This window comes from Bacillus sp. T3 (genome assembly GCF_033449965.1).
GTDB lineage: Bacteria > Bacillota > Bacilli > Bacillales > Cytobacillaceae > Bacillus_BU.
On sequence record NZ_CP137761.1, the window covers coordinates 4,560,001 to 4,581,660 of the forward strand.

Annotated in this window: 14 protein-coding genes, 11 tRNA genes, 1 rRNA gene and 3 pseudogenes; 3 read left to right on the forward strand and 26 right to left on the reverse strand. The window is 40.8% G+C overall.

What is annotated here, in order from left to right; translation table 11 throughout:
• Positions 1-30 precede the first annotated feature (30 nt).
• The 13 genes from RGF10_RS23340 to RGF10_RS23400 all read right to left on the reverse strand — a co-directional run bounded on the left by RGF10_RS23340 (position 31) and on the right by RGF10_RS23400 (position 3,430).
• A 16S ribosomal RNA gene (locus RGF10_RS23340) occupies positions 31-1,581 on the reverse strand.
• A gap of 114 nt (positions 1,582-1,695) precedes the next feature.
• Positions 1,696-1,769 (reverse strand) — tRNA-Gly (locus tag RGF10_RS23345).
• Between the two features lie 17 nt (positions 1,770-1,786).
• A tRNA-Pro gene (locus RGF10_RS23350) sits at positions 1,787-1,863 on the reverse strand.
• A gap of 6 nt (positions 1,864-1,869) precedes the next feature.
• Positions 1,870-1,946: transfer RNA gene (locus tag RGF10_RS23355), tRNA-Arg, on the reverse strand.
• Positions 1,947-2,020: 74 nt separating this feature from the next.
• Positions 2,021-2,106 (reverse strand) — tRNA-Leu (locus RGF10_RS23360).
• Between the two features lie 64 nt (positions 2,107-2,170).
• Positions 2,171-2,255 (reverse strand) — tRNA-Leu (locus RGF10_RS23365).
• Positions 2,256-2,270: 15 nt separating this feature from the next.
• A tRNA-Lys gene (locus tag RGF10_RS23370) sits at positions 2,271-2,346 on the reverse strand.
• An 8-nt stretch (positions 2,347-2,354) separates the two neighbouring features.
• Positions 2,355-2,429: transfer RNA gene (locus RGF10_RS23375), tRNA-Gln, on the reverse strand.
• Between the two features lie 19 nt (positions 2,430-2,448).
• Positions 2,449-2,526: transfer RNA gene (locus RGF10_RS23380), tRNA-Asp, on the reverse strand.
• Positions 2,527-2,538: 12 nt separating this feature from the next.
• Positions 2,539-2,610, reverse strand: a tRNA-Glu gene (locus RGF10_RS23385).
• A gap of 12 nt (positions 2,611-2,622) precedes the next feature.
• Positions 2,623-2,713 (reverse strand) — tRNA-Ser (locus tag RGF10_RS23390).
• A 7-nt stretch (positions 2,714-2,720) separates the two neighbouring features.
• A tRNA-Asn gene (locus RGF10_RS23395) sits at positions 2,721-2,795 on the reverse strand.
• 161 nt (positions 2,796-2,956) lie between these two features.
• Positions 2,957-3,430 (reverse strand): SprT family protein, encoded by a 474-nt coding sequence (locus RGF10_RS23400; protein WP_318506167.1) that lies wholly within the window; start codon positions 3,428-3,430, stop codon positions 2,957-2,959.
• Positions 3,431-3,516: 86 nt separating this feature from the next.
• Between RGF10_RS23400 and cmpA the strand changes: the two genes are divergently transcribed.
• Positions 3,517-3,630 carry a cortex morphogenetic protein CmpA gene (gene cmpA / locus RGF10_RS23405; RefSeq protein ID WP_318506169.1) on the forward strand — a complete coding sequence of 38 codons (114 nt, stop codon included), beginning with the start codon at positions 3,517-3,519 and terminating at the stop codon, positions 3,628-3,630.
• Positions 3,631-3,653: 23 nt separating this feature from the next.
• Here cmpA and RGF10_RS23410 read toward each other — a convergent pair whose 3' ends face one another.
• From RGF10_RS23410 to acpS, 6 genes are all read right to left on the reverse strand, one after another.
• Positions 3,654-5,831, reverse strand: coding sequence for a Tex family protein (locus RGF10_RS23410; protein ID WP_318506171.1), 2,178 nt, complete (start codon positions 5,829-5,831; stop codon positions 3,654-3,656).
• A gap of 258 nt (positions 5,832-6,089) precedes the next feature.
• Positions 6,090-6,440, reverse strand: coding sequence for a type II toxin-antitoxin system endoribonuclease NdoA (gene ndoA, locus RGF10_RS23415; RefSeq protein ID WP_147535908.1), 351 nt, complete (start codon positions 6,438-6,440; stop codon positions 6,090-6,092).
• A gap of 4 nt (positions 6,441-6,444) precedes the next feature.
• Positions 6,445-6,726: a CopG family ribbon-helix-helix protein gene (locus tag RGF10_RS23420; RefSeq protein WP_066060032.1), complete on the reverse strand. Its 282-nt coding sequence runs from the start codon at positions 6,724-6,726 to the stop codon at positions 6,445-6,447.
• A 167-nt stretch (positions 6,727-6,893) separates the two neighbouring features.
• Entirely contained in the window at positions 6,894-8,063 is a 1,170-nt protein-coding gene (gene alr, locus RGF10_RS23425; RefSeq protein ID WP_318506176.1) for an alanine racemase, read from the reverse strand.
• Positions 8,064-8,268: 205 nt separating this feature from the next.
• Positions 8,269-9,282 (reverse strand): LolA family protein, encoded by a 1,014-nt coding sequence (locus RGF10_RS23430; RefSeq protein WP_318506178.1) that lies wholly within the window; start codon positions 9,280-9,282, stop codon positions 8,269-8,271.
• A 174-nt stretch (positions 9,283-9,456) separates the two neighbouring features.
• Positions 9,457-9,822, reverse strand: coding sequence for a holo-ACP synthase (gene acpS / locus RGF10_RS23435; protein ID WP_318506180.1), 366 nt, complete (start codon positions 9,820-9,822; stop codon positions 9,457-9,459).
• A gap of 175 nt (positions 9,823-9,997) precedes the next feature.
• Here acpS and RGF10_RS23440 point away from each other — a divergent pair, with 175 nt between their 5' ends.
• Positions 9,998-10,732 carry a rhomboid family intramembrane serine protease gene (locus RGF10_RS23440; RefSeq protein ID WP_318506182.1) on the forward strand — a complete coding sequence of 245 codons (735 nt, stop codon included), beginning with the start codon at positions 9,998-10,000 and terminating at the stop codon, positions 10,730-10,732.
• A 60-nt stretch (positions 10,733-10,792) separates the two neighbouring features.
• On the opposite strand, the pseudogene RGF10_RS23445 reads toward RGF10_RS23440, so the two are convergent.
• From RGF10_RS23445 to RGF10_RS23470, 6 genes and pseudogenes are all read right to left on the reverse strand, one after another.
• Positions 10,793-12,257, reverse strand: a pseudogene (locus RGF10_RS23445) (DEAD/DEAH box helicase).
• Between the two features lie 334 nt (positions 12,258-12,591).
• Positions 12,592-13,279: pseudogene (locus tag RGF10_RS23450) on the reverse strand (alpha/beta hydrolase).
• 164 nt (positions 13,280-13,443) lie between these two features.
• Positions 13,444-14,856 (reverse strand): protoporphyrinogen oxidase, encoded by a 1,413-nt coding sequence (hemY, locus tag RGF10_RS23455; protein WP_318506184.1) that lies wholly within the window; start codon positions 14,854-14,856, stop codon positions 13,444-13,446.
• A gap of 152 nt (positions 14,857-15,008) precedes the next feature.
• Positions 15,009-16,378: pseudogene (locus tag RGF10_RS23460) on the reverse strand (UDP-N-acetylmuramoyl-tripeptide--D-alanyl-D-alanine ligase).
• Positions 16,379-16,440: 62 nt separating this feature from the next.
• Entirely contained in the window at positions 16,441-17,523 is a 1,083-nt protein-coding gene (locus RGF10_RS23465; RefSeq protein WP_318506186.1) for a D-alanine--D-alanine ligase, read from the reverse strand.
• A 361-nt stretch (positions 17,524-17,884) separates the two neighbouring features.
• Positions 17,885-18,661 carry a hypothetical protein gene (locus RGF10_RS23470; RefSeq protein ID WP_318506188.1) on the reverse strand — a complete coding sequence of 259 codons (777 nt, stop codon included), beginning with the start codon at positions 18,659-18,661 and terminating at the stop codon, positions 17,885-17,887.
• 222 nt (positions 18,662-18,883) lie between these two features.
• Here RGF10_RS23470 and mgtE point away from each other — a divergent pair, with 222 nt between their 5' ends.
• Positions 18,884-20,242, forward strand: coding sequence for a magnesium transporter (gene mgtE, locus RGF10_RS23475; RefSeq protein ID WP_318506190.1), 1,359 nt, complete (start codon positions 18,884-18,886; stop codon positions 20,240-20,242).
• 80 nt (positions 20,243-20,322) lie between these two features.
• On the opposite strand, the gene RGF10_RS23480 is transcribed toward mgtE, so the two are convergent.
• Entirely contained in the window at positions 20,323-21,654 is a 1,332-nt protein-coding gene (locus RGF10_RS23480) for a hemolysin family protein (RefSeq protein ID WP_318506192.1), read from the reverse strand.
• Positions 21,655-21,660 lie beyond the last annotated feature (6 nt).

Below are 21,660 nucleotides of genomic sequence, written 5' to 3' on the forward strand. Positions count from 1 at the left end.
TTCCGATTGTCTTTACGACAATATCCTTAGAAAGGAGGTGATCCAGCCGCACCTTCCGATACGGCTACCTTGTTACGACTTCACCCCAATCATCTGTCCCACCTTAGGCGGCTGGCTCCTTACGGTTACCCCACCGACTTCGGGTGTTACAAACTCTCGTGGTGTGACGGGCGGTGTGTACAAGGCCCGGGAACGTATTCACCGCGGCATGCTGATCCGCGATTACTAGCGATTCCAGCTTCATGTAGGCGAGTTGCAGCCTACAATCCGAACTGAGAATGGTTTTATGGGATTGGCTCGACCTCGCGGTTTCGCGACCCTTTGTACCATCCATTGTAGCACGTGTGTAGCCCAGGTCATAAGGGGCATGATGATTTGACGTCATCCCCACCTTCCTCCGGTTTGTCACCGGCAGTCACCTTAGAGTGCCCAACTAAATGCTGGCAACTAAGATCAAGGGTTGCGCTCGTTGCGGGACTTAACCCAACATCTCACGACACGAGCTGACGACAACCATGCACCACCTGTCACTCTGTCCCCCGAAGGGGAACGTCCTATCTCTAGGAGTGTCAGAGGATGTCAAGACCTGGTAAGGTTCTTCGCGTTGCTTCGAATTAAACCACATGCTCCACCGCTTGTGCGGGCCCCCGTCAATTCCTTTGAGTTTCAGCCTTGCGGCCGTACTCCCCAGGCGGAGTGCTTAATGCGTTTGCTGCAGCACTAAAGGGCGGAAACCCTCTAACACTTAGCACTCATCGTTTACGGCGTGGACTACCAGGGTATCTAATCCTGTTCGCTCCCCACGCTTTCGCGCCTCAGCGTCAGTTACAGACCAAAGAGCCGCCTTCGCCACTGGTGTTCCTCCACATCTCTACGCATTTCACCGCTACACGTGGAATTCCGCTCTTCTCTTCTGCACTCAAGTTCCCCAGTTTCCAATGACCCTCCCAGGTCGAGCCTGGGGCTTTCACATCAGACTTAAGGAACCGCCTGCGCGCGCTTTACGCCCAATAATTCCGGACAACGCTTGCCACCTACGTATTACCGCGGCTGCTGGCACGTAGTTAGCCGTGGCTTTCTGGTTAGGTACCGTCAAGGTACCGGCAGTTACTCCGATACTTGTTCTTCCCTAACAACAGAGCTTTACGACCCGAAGGCCTTCTTCGCTCACGCGGCGTTGCTCCGTCAGACTTTCGTCCATTGCGGAAGATTCCCTACTGCTGCCTCCCGTAGGAGTCTGGGCCGTGTCTCAGTCCCAGTGTGGCCGATCACCCTCTCAGGTCGGCTACGCATCGTCGCCTTGGTGAGCCGTTACCTCACCAACTAGCTAATGCGCCGCGGGCCCATCTGTAAGTGACAGCCGAAACCGTCTTTCAGCTTTCCCTCATGAGAGGGAAAGGATTATCCGGGTATTAGCTCCGGCTTCCCGAAGTTATCCCAGTCTTACAGGCAGGTTGCCCACGTGTTACTCACCCGTCCGCCGCTGATATCAGGGAGCAAGCTCCCATCAATCCGCTCGACTTGCATGTATTAGGCACGCCGCCAGCGTTCGTCCTGAGCCAGGATCAAACTCTCCAAGAAAGTTGATTTAGCTCAAAAATGTTACGTTGGCTAGTGTGTTATAACCGAAGTTATAAGCACTAAAATTTATTATTGTTGACGTTTGTTTGTTTAGTTTTCAAAGAACAATAAAATTGGAGCGGGTGATGGGAATCGAACCCACAACAACAGCTTGGAAGGCTGTGGTTTTACCACTAAACTACACCCGCATATTAAAATGAATAAATGGTCGGGAAGACAGGATTCGAACCTGCGACCCCTTGGTCCCAAACCAAGTGCTCTACCAAGCTGAGCTACTTCCCGATATAATGGCGCGCCCGAAAGGAGTCGAACCCATAACCTTCTGATCCGTAGTCAGACGCTCTATCCAATTGAGCTACGGGCGCATTTTATTAATTTTGACAGCTTATTAAGTTTATCAAAACACTTAATTGTTGTCAATAGTTTTTTGAAATTCTTTTGGTGCGGCCGAGAGGACTTGAACCTCCACGGGGTTGCCCCCACTAGGCCCTCAACCTAGCGCGTCTGCCATTCCGCCACGACCGCGTTTTTTAAAAACGCGACATATAACATCATACCATTATGACAAATTAATGCAATAGGTAATTAATGGTGCGGGTGAAGGGAGTCGAACCCCCACGCCTTGCGGCGCTAGATCCTAAGTCTAGTGCGTCTGCCAATTCCGCCACACCCGCATATATCCATATAAATGGTGAGCCATGAAGGACTCGAACCTTCGACCCTCTGATTAAAAGTCAGATGCTCTACCAACTGAGCTAATGGCTCGAAAAAAATGGCTGGGCTAGCAGGGATCGAACCTACGAATGACGGAGTCAAAGTCCGTTGCCTTACCGCTTGGCTATAGCCCAATATCTTTTATAATAAAAATGGCGGTCCTGGACGGGACTCGAACCCGCGACCTCCTGCGTGACAGGCAGGCATTCTAACCAACTGAACTACCGGACCATTATTTAAAAGTGACCCCTACGGGATTCGAACCCGTGTTACCGCCGTGAAAGGGCGGTGTCTTAACCGCTTGACCAAGGGGCCGATATATTAAACTGGCGGAGAAGGAGGGATTTGAACCCTCGCGCCGGTTACCCGACCTACACCCTTAGCAGGGGCGCCTCTTCAGCCTCTTGAGTACTTCCCCAAACAAATGGCTCCGCAGGTAGGACTCGAACCTACGACCGATCGGTTAACAGCCGATTGCTCTACCACTGAGCTACTGCGGAACAGTATAACTAGGAATTTAACAATGTGCTTACTAGTCATTAAGAAGACATATCATCTTATCGACTTTTTTTATTATAAGAACTCTTCAATCATTTGTCAACACTTTTTCAAGAACCAAATTCTCAATATCGTGGTGACAGGAAATTAATATATCACTTATCTATCCCTCTGTCAACACTTTCACCCTTTTTAATTTCCCTTTACATACCCCACAAACATATTTATCAGTGTTAATCGCTCTTTTCCGCTTATAAACTTGCGAACAGTTATGACAAGCGTACACAATAATTTTTTTGATTGTTTTCTTTTTCTTTTGATTAGGTAAAGGAGTGCAGAAGCGCGGAGCATCTACTTTTTTTAACAACTGTTTAAAGTCTGAATCCCGATGCAGATACCCTTTACCTTCTATATGAAGATGATAGTGGCAAAGTTCATGCTTGATGATCCCGATTATTTCTTTCTCACCAAATAACTCATAGTATTTTTTATTGACTTCAATATTATGACTGCCCAGAAGATATCGTCCTCCAGTTGAACGTAATCTTGGATTGAACATGGCTTGATGCTTGAAAGGTTTCTGAAAGAATGTTATCGATATGGTTTCCACTAATTCTTGCAGCTTGATATTATCCAAACATACACCCTCCTTCACCCTTGAACATGACAAACTATTATAACATATATTATCTAGAAGAAATATGATTCGGGAGGGTGTTATACATGCCGACCTGGTTTCAAAAACAAATGCAAAGAGCATTTTACGAAAAGAATAGTTACCAAATAAAATTATTAAACCAATGTTGGTTTTTATACAGAAAAAAACACCGCTCATAACAAGCAGTGTTTTTCTTTTACATTTATTTATTAGGTGGAAGCATCGACAATGACACTCTTCCTTTTTTGGCATCGACTCCATCCACCCAGACTGTAACGACGTCACCGACAGAGACGATATCGAGCGGATGCTTAACAAAACGATTGCTTAATTTTGATATATGGACTAACCCGTCTTGTTTAACCCCTATGTCAACAAATGCTCCAAAATCTACTACATTTCGAACTGTTCCTTGAAGTTCCATTCCTGTTTGCAAATCCTCTAGCTGAAGGACATCTTTTTTCAACAGTGGTTTTGGTAATTCATCACGAGGGTCCCGCTCAGGTCGCATAATTGCATCAACAATATCACGTAAAGTGAATTCACCGATTTGAAGTTCCTCTGCTGTTCTTTTAATATCTAGCCCTGATATTGCTGCTTTTAAACTTTCATTACCAAGATCAGATGTTTTAAAACCTAATTTTTGTAACAACTGCTTTACCTCTTTATAGCTTTCCGGATGAATCCCTGTACGATCTAGCGGTTCGTTGCCATCGATGACTCTAAGGAATCCGATCGCTTGCTCGTACGTTTTTGCTCCTAGGCGTGGAATTTTCTTCAACTGAGTACGATTTGTAAATTTCCCTTCTTCTTCTCGCTTCTTAATTATATTGTTCGCCACCGTCTTTGAAAGCCCAGCAACATACTGGAGGAGTGAGGATGATGCCGTATTTACATTGACTCCCACTTGGTTTACTGCGGTTTCAACAACGAATGTTAACGAGTCCGATAATTTTTTCTGAGATACGTCATGCTGATACTGACCAACACCTACAGATTTAGGGTCTATTTTTACTAATTCTGCAAGTGGATCCTGTAAGCGACGGGCAATGGAGACGGCACTTCTTTCTTCAACCTTGAAATCCGGAAATTCTTCTCGGGCCAAGTCTGATGCAGAATAGACACTTGCGCCTGCCTCATTCACAATCAAATAAAAGATTTCTTCCTTAGCTTCCTTTAGAATATCAACTACAAATTGCTCAGTTTCACGAGAGGCTGTACCATTTCCGATCGCGACCATCTCGATATTATAAGTTTCTAAAATTCCTTGGAATTTTGCTTTTGCCTCTTTTTGCTTTGATACTGGTGGATGTGGGTAGATGACGTCTATCGTTAAGACTTTTCCCGTTTCATCGACAACGGCAAGCTTACAGCCTGTGCGGTAGGCAGGGTCTACTCCGAGCACAACCTTCCCTTTTAATGGTGGCTGCAGCAAAAGCTTACGTAAGTTTTCTGAGAAAATATGAATGGCTTGCTCCTCTGCTTTTTCTGTGAGCTCACTTCGAATTTCTCGTTCAATTGATGGCTGGATTAATCGCTTGTAACCATCCTCAACAGCCTCCGTTACAATCTTGGCCGTGATTGCACGCGGGTTTTCTATCCATTTCTTATTTAAATAATCAAGCACAGCCTCATTATTTGGTTTGATTGAAACACGGAGAATATCCTCTTTTTCACCACGATTTAGCGCTAATACACGATGTGGAACGATTTTATTAATAGGTTCTTCATATTGATAGTACATTTCGTATATGTTTTTTTCGTCTTTTTCCTTGTCTTTAACAGTGGCATCAATGATTCCAACTTTAAAGGTTTGATGGCGAATCCATTTTCGTCCTTCAGGATCATCAGAGACCCATTCTGCTATTATATCTTTCGCTCCAGCAACAGCATCTTCAACTGCAATTACTTCCTTTTCATCAGACAGGAATTCTTTCGCCTTCTCTTCAATGTCTCCGGTGGTTGGAAAAGTCATCATCCACTCTGCAAATGGCTCAAGTCCCTTATCTTTTGCTATCGTAGCTTTTGTGCGGCGTTTTTGTTTATACGGACGGTATAAGTCTTCAACCTCTTGAAGCTTCGTCGCCTTTTCTATTTGTACCTGGAGCTCTGGAGTCAGCTTTCCTTGTTCGTCGATTAAACGAACCACTTCGCCTTTTCGCTGCTCTAGATTTTGAATATACTGCCATCTTTCAATTATGTCGCGAATTTGGACCTCATCTAACGATCCGGTCATTTCCTTTCGATATCGAGCCATGAACGGAACGGTATTGCCTTCACTAAATAAGTTAATGACACTTCGAACCTGATTTAGCTTTAATGACTGCTCTGTCGCAATCATCTTTATGTATTGTTCTTGTCTATCAATCGTTTGTACCAATCGTTCGTCCTCCAACTCTATAAATTTCCATATAGTTATTGTAACAAATTAACCACTCTATTACACTTTCCACTCTTGGTAAAGTAAGAACCCCGTTTGTTCCACTACAGAATAATAAAAGGCAAGCCCTTAATGAGGCTTGCCTTAATAATTGGAATTAAAATATGTAAAAGAAACAGACAAACTAGGTTGCCGTTCCTTGTAAAAAACGATAAAAATAAAGATTATGACAGTAAATCTGTTATGCAGTGAAATGGGCTAAAATTCAATGAGCCCCAAACTTACCTGTAAAGCATCATCCACTTTATCCATCATTTCATCATCGAGATGGGTAATTTTATCGGTTAAACGTTGTTTATCAATTGTACGAATCTGTTCCAATAATATGACCGAGTCTCGTTCAAAACCGTAACGCTTCGCGTCAATCTCAACATGGGTAGGCAGCTTTGCTTTTTGTATTTGAGCGGTGATTGCTGCAACAATGACTGTGGGACTAAACCGATTCCCGATGTCGTTTTGAATGACAAGCACAGGACGTACGCCGCCTTGTTCTGAACCAACAACTGGGGAAAGGTCTGCAAAATAAACGTCACCACGTTTGACAATCAAAGGATTACCCTCCGCTTACTAGGCGTTCTACTGTGTGTTCTGCCTCATATTCTGCTTGAAACGCTTCCGAAGCAATCGTTAGATTAATCTTGGCCATTTCCATATAGCCGCGTCTCATCGACTCACGAATCTGCCTTTTTTTCCGTTCGCGAAGGTACATTTTCGTTGCTTGATAAATAAATTCACTACGATTTACGTTTTCCTGTTTGACAAAACCATCCAACTCGGTTAAAAGATGTTGCGGTAATTTTACCATTATCTCAGTTGTTGCGCTGGATTCAGACACAAACATACACCTCCACCATCACTACACACCATTTTATCTCTATCCTTTTTTATATTACCACTATTTATCAAGAAAGCAAAGGCAATTTGCGTTTCTGTCTTAATACACGAACCAAAAATTAGCTTTTCTTTCACTACGCATATCATTATTACCTAATTAAATGCATTTTAGTCTTTTGTAATTTTATTATTTACTTCGATAACTTTACCATTTTGCTTATAAAGGCGTGGAACACGAATGCTAATGATACACGGGATCTCATAATTGATTGTTTCGGCCCGCTTGGCGATTTCATTAATCGAAATGACATCGTCCCCTTGTTCTCCAATTAAAGTAACATGCGTTCCAATTGGTAATTCCTCTGACAGTTTAATCATGCATTGATCCATGCAAATTCGACCCACAAGGGGCATTCTGACGCCATTTATCAGTACCTCTTGACCATGAAGCTTGCGAATCCAGCCGTCAGCATAGCCAATTGGAATGGTCCCGATCCATTCTTCTTCTTTCGCTTCATAGGTAGCACCATAGCTTACTTTATCGCCCTTTTGCAGTTTTTTTACATGTACTAGTTTAGAGTGTAATGAAAAGGCTTCTTTTAATGGATATGGCAGTAACGACTCCATCTCTAGTGATGGGGTTAACCCATACATGGAGATCCCCATACGTACAGCATTAAAATTTGCTTCTTTAAATCTAAAGGATGCCGCACTATTACTTGTGTGGACATATTTTGGTCGTTCTTTTAGCAATGATAACATCTCTTGAAATCTTGCTAACTGCTGATAAAAATAGCTTGTATCCAATTCGTCTGCTGTTGAAAAGTGTGTAAATACCCCTTCTAAAATAAACCTTGGATCATTGTTAATCATTTTTTCTAGCGTGATAAGTTCATGATCTTCACGAAGGCCAATTCTTCCCATACCAGTATCAAACTTCATATGGACCTTTAAGGTCTGATTTTTACTTAAATACCCTTGAGCTTCTTTAAACCAATCTAATTGAAAGATCGTTAACGTTAGATTATGGTCTGAAGCTACAGCCACATCTTGCGGTCTGCTTGCACCTAGCACCAGAATCGGAGCTGTAATCCCTTTTTTCCTTAAGGAAAGTGCTTCATCTATAAAGGCAACAGCCAAATAACTAGCACCCGCCTTTAATGCCGTATTGGCTATTTGCACATCACCATGACCATAGGCATTTGCCTTTACGACAGCAATGATTTCTACTTCACCTGGCAAATGATCTTTTAACCCACTTACATTGTAAGAAACTCGGTCCAGGTCGATCTCAACCCAAGTATCCCGGTAAAAAGTTCCTTGCTCTTCCACTTCCATCCACTTCCTCTTTCTTCTACACGGGACTTTGCCCCTTTAAAGCACTGGGGGACAGTCCCCCGTCGCTTTAGCGCGTTAAATATTCTATTGTAGATTAGAACTCCTTAATTTTATTGTCAAATCTTTTTTTGCTTTTTTGATGATTTTCATTTTGCGGATAAAAAAACAGGCCCGAAAATGCGAGCCTGTTCATAAGATCGTTTTATTATTTTACTGCTTCACCTTGGACGGAACGGGCAATACTTGCCATTTCAACATCTGTTAGGTCTTTAGAGGAAATGGAATAATCTACCCCTTCATATGTCCAGCTTATTCGATTATCTGACAGGGCTCCGATTGTAAATCCTAAATCCACCGGCTCGCCCATCATCGAGGAAGAGGATGATGTTGCTGGCATGATTTCTGCCTTTTCCTGTACCAATGTATAGGACTTCTCACCATCATAGGTTAAGACAATTCTTTTTCCGTTCTCTGTTTTTATTTCCTTCTCACTCACTAAACTAACTCCAGGAAGTTCTGTTTCTGGATATTTTACCGCGAATCCCTTTTCTTTCACATCGCCCATAACCGGAACCTCTAATTGAGCTCCTGTCATATTCTTTTCCATATCAAAATCTTTCTTTTCAAGGTTCGGATCAAATTTTACAGAAGTGAATTTAACCGTCACTAGTGCATTCCGATCCGAGTCCATGACCTTGACACTAACTGGGGACAAGTCTTTTTTATTAAGAGTAATTTCTTGAAGTGGCAGCATTTTGTTATTCTGATATCGAGTTTTCGTTTCGAAAACATAATTGTTTTTTGTTGTTGAGAACTTCGATTGTTTATCCTCGAGTATATCTTTAATCAAAGATTCATATAAATAGGCCTGGCTACTGTTTTGCGGCCAGTCACTTTGGAATTTAAAGCTTTTATTTAGAGCCAGTGTCAAGACGAATACCCCTTCATCATTGCGCAGAATCATTTGACTTTGGTCTTTTTTAGCATTTTTTAAATTCACTCTGTAAAAAGAAGGGTCTTTGTGCCAAATCTCTACTTCATAGGTTTGTGGCTCGGTACCCATTTGCAGTGTCATTTCCGCATCTGCTTTATAGGCAGCTAGTTTTCCCAGTTTTCCATCTAAATCCTTGACCACATCTTCCTTTGTTTTTTGACCACAAGCAGACAATACCAAAACCATTAAAAGCCCAGCGAGAAGCACCAACCAGCTTTTCCTCATCTCTTCAACCCCTTCAGTCTCATTTCTTCATAGAAATAGAGAGCAAGCTCGGAATTAAACCATGACGTATGCATCTAGAGCTAACACCATCGTTCCCGCCGCAAGCCTTGTCTCCCCTATCGCACTATGAATATATGAGACAACCTAAAGGAATATGCAGCGCATGTGACAGGCTTAATAATTTTCCTTCCTTTTTTCGATAACAACCTGTGCCACCGCATAATGCTCACTATGGGAAATGGAAAGATGAACCCCTTCTGAAAAAGGTTTGATGATTACTGGTTTCCCTAGCCCATCTGAATGGATTTCAATATCAAGAAAGGAAAGATTCTTTCCGATCCCTGTACCACAGGCTTTTGAAAAGGCTTCTTTTGCCGCAAAACGGCCAGCTAAATATTCGATTTTTCGTTTTTCTGACAGAGTAACAAATTTATCCTTTTCAGCCGGAGTCAACACACGATCAATAATTTTCTTTTGCCGTTCAATCAGTTCTCCGATCCGATCTAGTTCCACAATATCAATTCCAATACCTTCGATCATTGTTTCTCTTCCTTCTATAATATTTTGTTCTAGCATAAATTAGAGTACAAGTATGCGTCTTTCTATAGAAAACAGGTTATAAATGATATGATGTACAATAAACACCCACTTGAAATTATTAGCCTTCTACTAGAAAAAACTAAGCTAATTTATCATTTCATAAAGGAGGAACTTTATGTTCTCGCGAACGGAAAGCTTTCAACAATTTATCCGTTATTACCCTATTGTCTCTGCTATTATACTCATACATGTTTTATTATATCTAGTTACCCTCATCCCATTTTTTCCATCCCGTTCCATTTTCGAAACGTTAGCAGGCGTCAATTTATTTGTTGCCGAAGGAGAAATATGGCGATTGGTTACACCCATTTTTTTGCATAGCGGCTTTGCTCATATGCTTTTTAATAGTTTTTCGCTTGTATTATTTGGACCAGCATTAGAGAGATTGCTCGGTAAAACAAAGTTTATTCTGCTATATCTTAGTGGTGGAACCTTAGCAAATGTTGCTACATTCTTATTCTATCCATTGACCTACTCACATGTTGGCTCGAGTGGTGCGATTTTTTCATTATTTGGCTTCTATATTGCCATTATCATCTTTAAAAGGCAGCTTTTATCCCAACAAAATTCGCAAATCATTTTATCGATTACAGCGATTAGTTTGATCATGACTTTCCTTCAACCAAACATCAATATTGTCGCCCATCTATTTGGATTATTATCGGGTTTCGTAATCGGAGGCATTGTTTATTATGATCGTAGTGTCTCCATTAAGCGGGGAAGAATCGGGAATTACACGATTCCAAAATCTTATCTTTCCCGTTTCAACCTTCGCTCTGTTTCACCATTGAAGCTCATCATATGGGGCATCATTGCTGCGCTTGCATTCCTAGGTCTGTTAACAAGATAATAACGAAAAAGGCTGTTGAGCATCTCAACAGCCTTTTTCATTCGAGTATTTGTTTATAGATTAGCGAAACGTCTTTGATGGCTTTGAATCTCTGTGGTGGCTGCGCTTAGCACCTGTTCGATGATTCGTCGCCCCTTTTTTACGGTTGTAATCATTTCCACCACGACGCTGGTCGCGATCAAACTGTTTTCTCTCGCGCTTTTGTGGAAGCGGAGATTCTTCGGTCAATCTAACTGGAGTCGTATCCGGCTCTTTTGTTAACATTTTTAACACAGCCGCAACAACAGTACTAGCATCCTGTTGATCTAATAGCTCATCAGCTGCTTGCTTGTAATATTGTAAATTATTCGCTTCAATGGTTTGCAGGATTTTTTCAACCACTGCTTTTTGTTGACCTTCAAGCGCTTGGTCCAAGGTTGGTGGAACCAATTTTTCCATTTTCCGCTTGGTCGTTCTTTCAACAACACCCAGATAGGATTTTTCACGATGAGTTACGAAGGTCAATGCCATCCCCGTCTTTCCAGCACGTCCAGGTACGACCGATGCGGTGGACATAGCTTTCTGGATCTTGAGGAATATCAAAGTTATACACATGAGTTACACCTGAAATATCAAGACCACGAGCTGCAACGTCTGTCGCAACAAGCACGTCAATGTTGCCTTCTTTAAATTTCTTTAATACGGAAAGGCGTTTGGCCTGACTTAAATCACCGTGTATCCCTTCAGCCATGTATCCTCTTAGATTAAGGGCTTCCGACAATTCATCAACGCGACGCTTTGTTCTGCCAAATACGATGGCAAGCTCTGGTGATTGAATATCTAGTAATCTTGTCAGTACATCAAACTTATTGCGCTCTTGTACCTCGACATAAAATTGTTCAATAGACGAAACGGTTACTTCCTTTGTCTTTACCCGAACTATTTGTGGGTCTTTCATGAATGTTTCTGCAATCTTTTGGATAGGTGCTGGCATGGTTGCCGAGAATAACAGCGTTTGACGCTCTGTTGGAATTTGCGCTAAAATGGCTTCAATATCTTCGATAAAGCCCATATTAAGCATTTCATCCGCTTCATCTAGGATTGCTGTATGTACGTTGTCAAGGCGCAGTGTTTTCCGATTAATATGGTCTATTAGACGACCTGGTGTTCCCACAATAATATGAGGATTTTTTTTCAATGCACGAATCTGGCGATTAATATCCTGACCACCATAAATAGGAAGAACTCGTACTCTTTTTCCATAGCCAATCTTATATAATTCTTCCGATACCTGAATAGCAAGCTCACGTGTTGGTGCAACTACGATTCCTTGAATCGCGTCCATATCCTTATCTACCTTTTCGATAAGGGGAATACCAAATGCAGCTGTTTTCCCTGTACCTGTTTGCGCTTGACCGATTAAGTCTTTGTTTTCCAAACTCAATGGAATTGTTTGTGCTTGAATCGGTGTCGCTTCCTCAAAACCCATTTTCTTTATCGATTTCATCATTGCCGGGCTAAGGCCCAAATCTTGAAACATCGTCAATTTTTTCAATCTCCTTTTATTACATTAAACAAGTATAGTTTTTATCTTTTTTACGTTATGTAAAAAGCTAATTTATGAAGGGTTGTGTTTTTCTCAAAAAAGACATTCTCCGATTGGATCATGTCTGGTTGTTAGCACTGTTTGCCCTTGTACTTTGATGTAATCTTATCACTTTAACGTACTAAATGCAATTAATTGGATTGGCAACCAAATGGGTTTTTTCATGATTATTACAGAAGAAACGCGACTGATTTCGCAATAAATGACGTTCAGACAGCCGTTCTTGCCAATATTTATCTTAATCATCGGAAAATTTTTAATTTTTCCATAAAACCTATTTCTGCAAAAAATGAAAGACTTCATTAAATAATTTTTCTCGTTCTACACTATGACAAATTAGATGTTTTGAATTTTGGTAGTATATCAGCTTTTTTTGTTTGGCACCGATCTGTTGATATAGGTAACGTGCGCTTTTTGGTGGGACGATTCCGTCACATTCACCTTGAGCAATAAAGGTAGGCGTAGTAATTTCACCTAGTAATGGTCTTACCTGTGTGACTAAGGTCCGGAATTGCAGTGTAGCCGTTAATGGAGTTTCTTTTATTTTCCGCTTGTACCCGGATAAACAGTTCATTGCTCGTGAGCTTCCCTTTTACCGAGTCCTTCATCATTTCGACTATATCTACTGCAAGCTGTTTTGGATTGACATAGAAAGCAGCAGCACTCAATAACACAAGCTTATCAACATGATAGTGTGCCGCCAAGTAGCTTGCTATTAAACCACCCATGGAAAATCCAATCACATAAATCGTATCACACATCTTCATTAAATTTAGAAAAGCTTGTTCAGCATGGTTAATCCAATCAAGATAACGGACGCCTTTTAGGGCTAAAGATTCTCCATGCCCAGGAAGGGTTGGTACAACAAAATGCCAATCCGTCTTCGCTTGTAAATATTGTACAAGTGGGGCCACTTCAAATGGAGCACCTGTAAATCCATGAATACATAAGCATCCGATCATCTGACCACCACCTTTCCATCCGTTTTTCAAAGTGAATACATTCTATGCTAAAGTAATTTTATCACAACCCAACTCTTTTGGGATTTATTAGGCATTGTATAAAATGAAAAAGGATGAGCATAAAGGGACACTGGTCCCTTATGCACGATCCTCATCATTCTTACCTATTTTGTGATGTACTCTAGCGATTTTTTCATTGCGTTAATGCCTTGAGTAATGCAATCTGGAATCCCTACCCCTTCAAATGATCCTCCAGCTAAATATACTCCTGGGAGCTCCTCGTTCAGCGCAGCTTTCACCTGTTCCATTCTCTCTTTATGACCCACCGTATATTGCGGCATGGCTTTTTTCCATCTTGTAACCACATGGAACAATGGTTTTTCGGTAATATTCATGGTTTTATTAAGATCGTTAAGGACGATTTCAATGATTTCATCATCAGAAAGGTTAACCGCTTCTTGGTCATTTGGTTTCCCAACATAACAGCGCAAGAGAGCCATTCCTTCCGGCGTAGAGCCTGGCCATTTTTTATGTGTCCACGTACATGCCGTAATACGAAAATCACTGTTGCGCGAAACAACAAAACCGGAGCCATCGATGTCTTGCTTAATTGCTGATTTTGGGAATGCCATCGCGACATTCGCAACAGATGTAGATGGCATGTCTTTAAAGCAATCCATAAACGAAAACTCTGCAAGCATTTTCTGGGCATGAAAATGGTCGGTCGCAATAATGACGCTATCAGCCTTTTCACTCGTACCATTGGCAAGGGTTACTTCGTAGCCATCAGATTGTCGTGTCACTTTTGTAACAGCGGTTCCTTTTAATACGGATTCACCAAGTCTTTTTTCAAGTTGGATAACGATTTCCTCAAGCCCCGTTGTAAGTGAAATAAACATCCCTTTTCTGGCTGGCTGTTTTTTGGAGGCTGGCTGTTTTGGTGGTTCTGGCATCGTCTTCTTTAAACCAAGGACAAGGCTTCGATGCTCTTGTTCCATTTGATAAAAAGTCGGAAACAGTGACATTAAACTAAGCTTGTCGATATCTCCTGCATAAATACCGGCTAAAAGCGGCTCAATTAAATTCTCGACAACTTCATTTCCTAAACGTCTTCTAAAAAATTTCCCTAATGATTGGTCTTTTTGCGGCTTCCCCTTTGGCAGCACAAAATCTGCCGCAGCTCGCAGCTTCCCAACTGGAGAAAATAAACCAGATACCGCAAACGGCGTTACCCTTGTCGGAATCCCCATGAATGAGCCCTCTGGCATTGTATGTAATTTACCTTTAACAAGGATATAAGATTTTCCTGCTGTATTAGAGATGACTTTATCTTTAAGTCCAAGTTCTTCAATTAGATTGATTCCACTTGTCTTTCTGGCGATGATGGAATCTGGGCCTTTTTCAATGACGAAGCCATCCTTCTTAACCGTTTGAATGACACCACCAAGACGAGTGCTTGCTTCAATTAATTTAATTTCAATCGGTAACGATTTTTGTTGAGCTTCTTTTTGTAGGTAATAAGCAGCAGCTAAACCCGTTATGCCGCCTCCAACAATGATTACTTTCTTTTTATCCACCGTTTTTGTCTCCTACCATTCGTTTTTCTATATTTTAACCTATGTTTGAATGAAAAATATCCTAATAGGCCATTTGTTGAAAAATTGTTTAGTTTTTTACAAATACCATCCTAAATTTGTACAAAAAAACACTGGGGTCAGTCCCCAGTGCTTTAACGAAGTGCGGTAACGATTTCTTCCATTCTCATTCCCCGAGATGCTTTGACGAGGATAAGTGTTTCGGAATTTGTATGTCTTTTCAATTCTGTGATCAGGGTACTTTTATCACTAAATGAATATACTCGATCTGCTGGAAGAACAGCCCTTGCTCCCTTAGCAATAAATTGACCTAATTGTCCATAAGTAAAGACGAAATCTATTTTTTCAGGTTGAACGGACTCTCCAATTTTTTGGTGAAAAGCTTCTTCCTCGGGCCCTAGTTCTAGCATATCTCCAAGGACAAGAATTTTTTGCTTATATCCCTCTAGATTCGTGATTAACTCTATCGCCGCATTCATGGAAGTTGGACTTGCATTATAGGCATCATTGATGATTTTTTCACCCTTTGCTCCTGGGACAAGTTCCATTCTCATATTCGTTAATTTTAAGCTGGCAAAACCTGCATTCATTTTTTCGTATGGTACTCCAAAATGATGGGCAACCAACATGGAAGCCAGCGCATTTAAGACATTATGCGTTCCTAATACCGGTAACATAAATGATTCACTATGGCTATTAATCGAAAAAATGCTTCCAGGTTTCTGTGCCTGTGATATGAACTGGATAAAGGTCATTGTTTTCACCGCGACCAAAGGTTTGAACGTTCCCATCATAGTTCACTAAGCGCTCACGTAGTAGTGGCTCATCTCCGAGATAGACGAGTAAGCCGTTTTCTTGTAAACCTGCAATAATTTCAAGCTTAGCCTCAGCAATTCCTTCCCTAGAGCCAAGATCCAGAAGGTGAGATTCGCCAATATTGGTGATGATCACAGCATTCGGTCTAGCTAATTCCGTTAAAAATTGAATTTCGCCTCGCGCACTCATCCCCATTTCTAGAATCGCGATATCAGTGTCCTCATCTAGGCCTAGCACTGTCAACGGCAATCCAATATGATTGTTATAATTCCCCTCTGTCTTTTGCACTTTATATACTTGACCTAATAAATTAGCGGTCATATCCTTCGTCGTCGTTTTGCCATTACTCCCAGGTAATTCCAATTACATTAAGATCCAATTGATTTCGGTAGTTTCTCGCTAATTCCTGAAGTGCGACTAACGTATCCTCAACAATCAAAATGGGTAAATCCAAAGGAGGATTCGGCACATCTTTTTGCCACAGAGCAGCTGCTGCACCTTGCTTAAGGGCCTCCTCTACAAACTTGTGGCCATCAGCTTTTTCTCCTTTAAATGGAATAAATAAATTACCTGAGATAATCTTGCGAGTATCAATACAAACTCCTTTAATTTCAAGATCACGAAAAGCAGGAAGATCATTTTCGATCGTAATCATATCCTGTAATTGTGCCAATGTTCTATGAATCATCCGCTACGCTACCTCCTACAATAAATGATAGACACGGCCAATCAGCCGTGCCATCAATGATGTTACATTGTAAATTTAATTCGTTGCTTTTCTGTGTGTCTCTCTTGAGCCAATTCGACTAATTTTTCAATAAGGTGTGGGTAGTCTACACCTGTTTCATTCCATAAAAGCGGGAACATACTTACAGGGGTAAAGCCTGGCATTGTGTTGACTTCATTAATTAACCAGGTTCCATCTTGAGTCAGGAAAAAGTCAGCACGGACAAGCCCTGAGCAATCAAGTGATTTAAATGATCTTATTGCTAGTTCCTTCATTTCTGTATATTGTGCTTCTGAGATGTCAGCCGGAATAATTAAGCCAGTACTGTTATCCTCATATTTTGCTTCATAGTCATAAAAGGACGCCTTAGGAACAATTTCCCCAGCAACAGAACAAGCAGGCTCATCATTTCCAAGTACAGCAATTTCAATTTCACGTGCTGTTACTCCCTGTTCTACAATAATTTTTCGGTCAAATTGGAACGCATCCTGGAATGCTGTTTCAAGCTCTTCGCGATTCGTACACTTGCTAATTCCAACACTGGAACCAAGATTCGCCGGCTTAACAAAACATGGATAGCCCAGAGTTTTCTCCACTTTTTTATAAGCCATTTCCTTACTTTCTTCCCATTCCTTGCGAATAAACCAAACATAATCAACTTGCGCTAAACCAGCTTGTGCAAAGATATTTTTCATAACTACTTTATCCATTCCAGCTGAAGATGCCAGAACCCCATTTCCAACATAAGGTAAGTTGAGTAGTTCAAGTAATCCTTGTACTGTTCCATCCTCACCGTTTGGTCCGTGCAATAACGGGAAGATTACATCAAGTTGAGCTTTATCACCGTCGATTTCTGCAGTAAATAGATCAGGAGATAATACTCCTGCACCGTTTTCTACAGTTTGTGAAAATGCCAATTCATCAACGCTTTCAACTGGTGCCAATAGCTGTTGCCCCTTTATCCATTGACCCTGCTCTGTTATGTATATAGGAAAAATATCAAATTTTGATAAGTCCAAGGCTTTGATTACGGCCATGGCTGTTCGCATTGATACTTTATGCTCTGCAGATTTACCACCGTATAATAATCCCAGTTTTGTTTTCATCACTAAACCTCCATTTTTTCAATCACTCCATTTATTTTACCACTTTATAAATAAAGGTGTTTATAGTTTTTCCATTTCTATAATAGTATGAATCCATTGGCTTGGTTCAAACCTCCCATAAAAAAATAAAAGGCTGATTGTCGTTCTCTCTATGTTGATTTCCGCTCCAGGCACTTCGCTTTCCGCGGGGCTAGTTGGAAGCCTCCTCGGCGCTTTCGCGCCTGTGGGGTCTCCCATACCAGCTACTCCCGCAGGAGTCTTCGTGCCTTCCACTCCAATCAACTTGCGAAAAATCAACAATAACCTTTAACATAGCCTTTAATAAAGTTATATATTAAAAAAGCAGCTGCCATGCAACTGCTTATTGGGCAACAAGCGACCATTCTCGCGTTCTTTTTTCAAACACAAGCTTCGCATCACATTTATCCTGTTTCATCTGGGCAAATTCTTCAAACATATCATCCATATTGTCAAAATCACCAATGACCCAAATCGGAATTTCAATCCTAGTTCTGTTCTGATAAGCGTTCCTTAATGAAAAAACAGTCCCTTCCCGCATGAATTTAGTAAGCGATAATATGATATCTAAATGCACAGGTGGATAAGATTTTTTCTTGCGAAGCCCCATCAATGTTTTTTCAAGTTTTAATTCACCCATCTTAAGGGCAATGACCTCACCGAGCATCCGATAAAAATCATTCATATGACGAAAATAGGTTTTCGTAAACCAGCCATCATCACGAGACAAGTACACATAACGATTTCCCAGTTTATTATAGAAAGGCATCTTTAAATGCTGTTTTAAATGTCCTAAATATAGTAATTCGGCAATTTCGACCCCTGACAATTCATCTAGTCCATCTTTTTCTTCAAAATCAATCCAACAAAAATCCCCATACCCATAAATGTTTTCCTGAGCAAGTTTTTGAACCTTTTCTTTTGTTACAAAATCAAACGAAGTATGACGATTATAATCCCCATCATCATACCGATGCTTTAATAACAAAAGATGATTAAGCGAACGCGGCAAAGAATGGGCAAACTCAGCAAATTCAACTCCATAGGAAATGACATATTGACCATTTTCATTCAAATGAACATAAACTAAATCGAGCATTTCTTGATGATTTCTCTTCAATGTTCTCCCCCTAACCGTAGCTCGTTCACTTTTAAAAGAAAAGACAGTCCGTAATGTAACTGTCTAAATCCCTCGAACAATATTATCTTTATATATTTTAGCAAAAACAGTGAAAAATATCTTATATTGATGATAAAATCTTCATTTAAATTTGTTCCTTTCTTATTATTATTTTTTTATAATAAGCACAGCAAGCACCAACGCGGAAGGAGTGGGCACAACATGATTATGATGATGACAGATGATCAAATCACTTTGCAATTAATCAACTCATTAACAGAAGGAAATAAACAGGTCTTTGAGGCGATTGTTGATGAACTCCAACCGTATGATATTGCGCAGGTCTATGAGGAATTGCCAGACGAGCACAAAACCCGCTTTCTTCTCTTTTTAAATATCGAGATTTTGGCCGATATCATTCAAGAGCTAGATAAAGAACAGCAAATCGAGATTTTAAATAAATTAGGACTCGAAAAAAAGGGTAAAGTCCTTGATGAAATGGACAATGATGACTTAGCTTCCCTTCTTGAAGGACTCTCACCAGAAAAAATGAGCTCCCTTCTTTCGGGAATGAAAATTGAGGAGTCCAAGGCCGTCCAAAATATCATGAACTATCCGGCCGAAACCGCAGGCCGACTCATGACAAACCGCTTTGTGTGGATTCGTAATTATTTTTCAGTCCGTGAAGCTGTCGATAAGTTGAAATCATTTGCCGAGTTTGCAGAAACATTAAACTACCTTTATGTGATTGATCAGGAACGAAAGCTTGTTGGTGTCGTTTCTTATCGTGATTTATTAATTGCTGAACCAAATGAATTAATCCGTGATATCATGTTCGAGCGTGTCATCTCGGTATTGGTGACAATAGACCAAGAAGAAGTCGCAACGATGATTGAACGTTATGACTTTCTGGCAATCCCTGTCGTTGATGGAGAAAATACTCTGCTCGGAATTGTAACCGTGGATGATATTATTGATGTCGTGATTAAAGAGGCCAATGAAGATATTGAAAAACTATCGGCTTCAGGTAAATCGATTGATTTTGATACGAAGGCTGTTACCGCTGCTTCACGGCGATTACCATGGCTGATATTGCTACTATTTATTGGCGTTGTATCAGGAAAAATCATAAGCGGCTATGAGGAAACTCTGCAAAAAGTGGTCGCATTATCCTTTTTTATGCCGATGATAACCGGCATGACTGGAAATACTGGAACCCAATCCCTGGCCGTAGTGGTCCGTGGACTTGTTTCAAAGGATATCGATAAAAATGTCGTCATAAAGTTAATTCTTCGTGAGTTGATGGTCGGGATTATGATCGGAATCATTTGTGGGATCCTGATTACGCTTATTGCTTACTTTTGGCAAGGGAATCCGATTTTGGGGGTCGTCGTTGGTTCTTCCCTGTTGTTGGCGCTCATTATTGGGACACTGGCAGGAACAATTATTCCTTTAATCCTTTACAGATTTAATATTGACCCAGCAGTTGCTTCTGGTCCTCTTATTACCACATTAAATGACATCTTTTCACTGATCACATACTTCGGAATTGCCACAATGTTCATCAATCATTTGATGTAAAGAACAAAAGCGGAAGGCGGCCTCTAATTGGCTTGTGACCTCGAGCCGATGGCACCTGGAGCTGAAAAAAGCCGGCAAGATTATTCCTCACCGGTTTTTACAGGTTCTAACTCAATTGCAGGCTTTATTTTTTGCACTTCAACATAAAGAATATGATGGCCATCCAATTCTTTCACGTTAAACATAAAGCCTTCAAATTCAACTGTATCCTGGAGTTTAACATCATATTTTTGTGTTAAAATCCAGCCCCCTAACGTATCGACATCATCGTCAGGGATATGTGTTGCGAGCAAGTCGTTTACATCTTCAATTAAGATTTTTGCATCAAATATATAATGGTTGGCATTCACTTTTCTAATTAACGGAATCTCATCCTGATCGAATTCATCACGGATTTCACCAACAATTTCCTCCAATATATCCTCAACCGTTACTAAACCAGCCGTTCCTCCATACTCATCAAGCAAAACCGCCATATGATTACGCTCTTTTTGCATTTTAACAAGCAGGTCATGAATCGGTATTGTTTCAATTACGCGGATGACAGGATTGATAAATTGTTCAATTGTGAAATCTTCTGAATTGACATTTAAGCTCGCGGTTAAAAGTTCTTTAATGTTTATCATACCGATAATGTTATCCTTGTCACCATCGACAACGGGATAGCGTGTGAATTTTTCCTCACTAATAACAACGAACATTTCTTCGAGTGAAGAGCTTTTATCAAGAGCGATAATTTCCGTTCGTGGAACCATAATTTCTTTTGCAATCCGATTATCAAATTCAAATATATTATTCACATAGCTATATTCCGATTGATTTATTTCCCCTTGCTCATAGCTCTCAGACAAAATAATCCGTAGTTCTTCTTCACTGTGAGCCAGTTCATGCTCGGATGCAGGCTTGAGGCCAAATAGGCCGGTAAAAAGCCGCGCCGAGGTATTCAAAGTCCAGATAAACGGAAATAAAATTTTATAAAACAAAATTAACGGTTTTGAAAAGGCCAATGCAATTTCTTCTGCTTTTTGAATTGCAAAGGTTTTCGGCGATAATTCGCCAATGACGACATGCAAAAAGGTCACGATAGCAAAGGCGAATCCAAAGGACAACACATGAACGATGGAATCATTAAATGCTATTTTTTCAAAAATCGGTCGCAAAATGACTTCAAAGGTAGGTTCTCCAAGCCAACCAAGACCTAGCGCTGTTATCGTAATCCCTAATTGACAGGCCGATAAATATTCATCTAAATGAGTAATAACCTTCTTTGCGGATAAGGCACTTTTATTTCCTTCTGCAACCAACTGGTCAATTCTGCTTGAACGAACTTTTACAATGGCAAACTCTGATGCCACAAAGAATGCGGTTAGTGCAATTAACAATGCAATAAGGGTAAGGTTTATAAGTTCCAATGATGA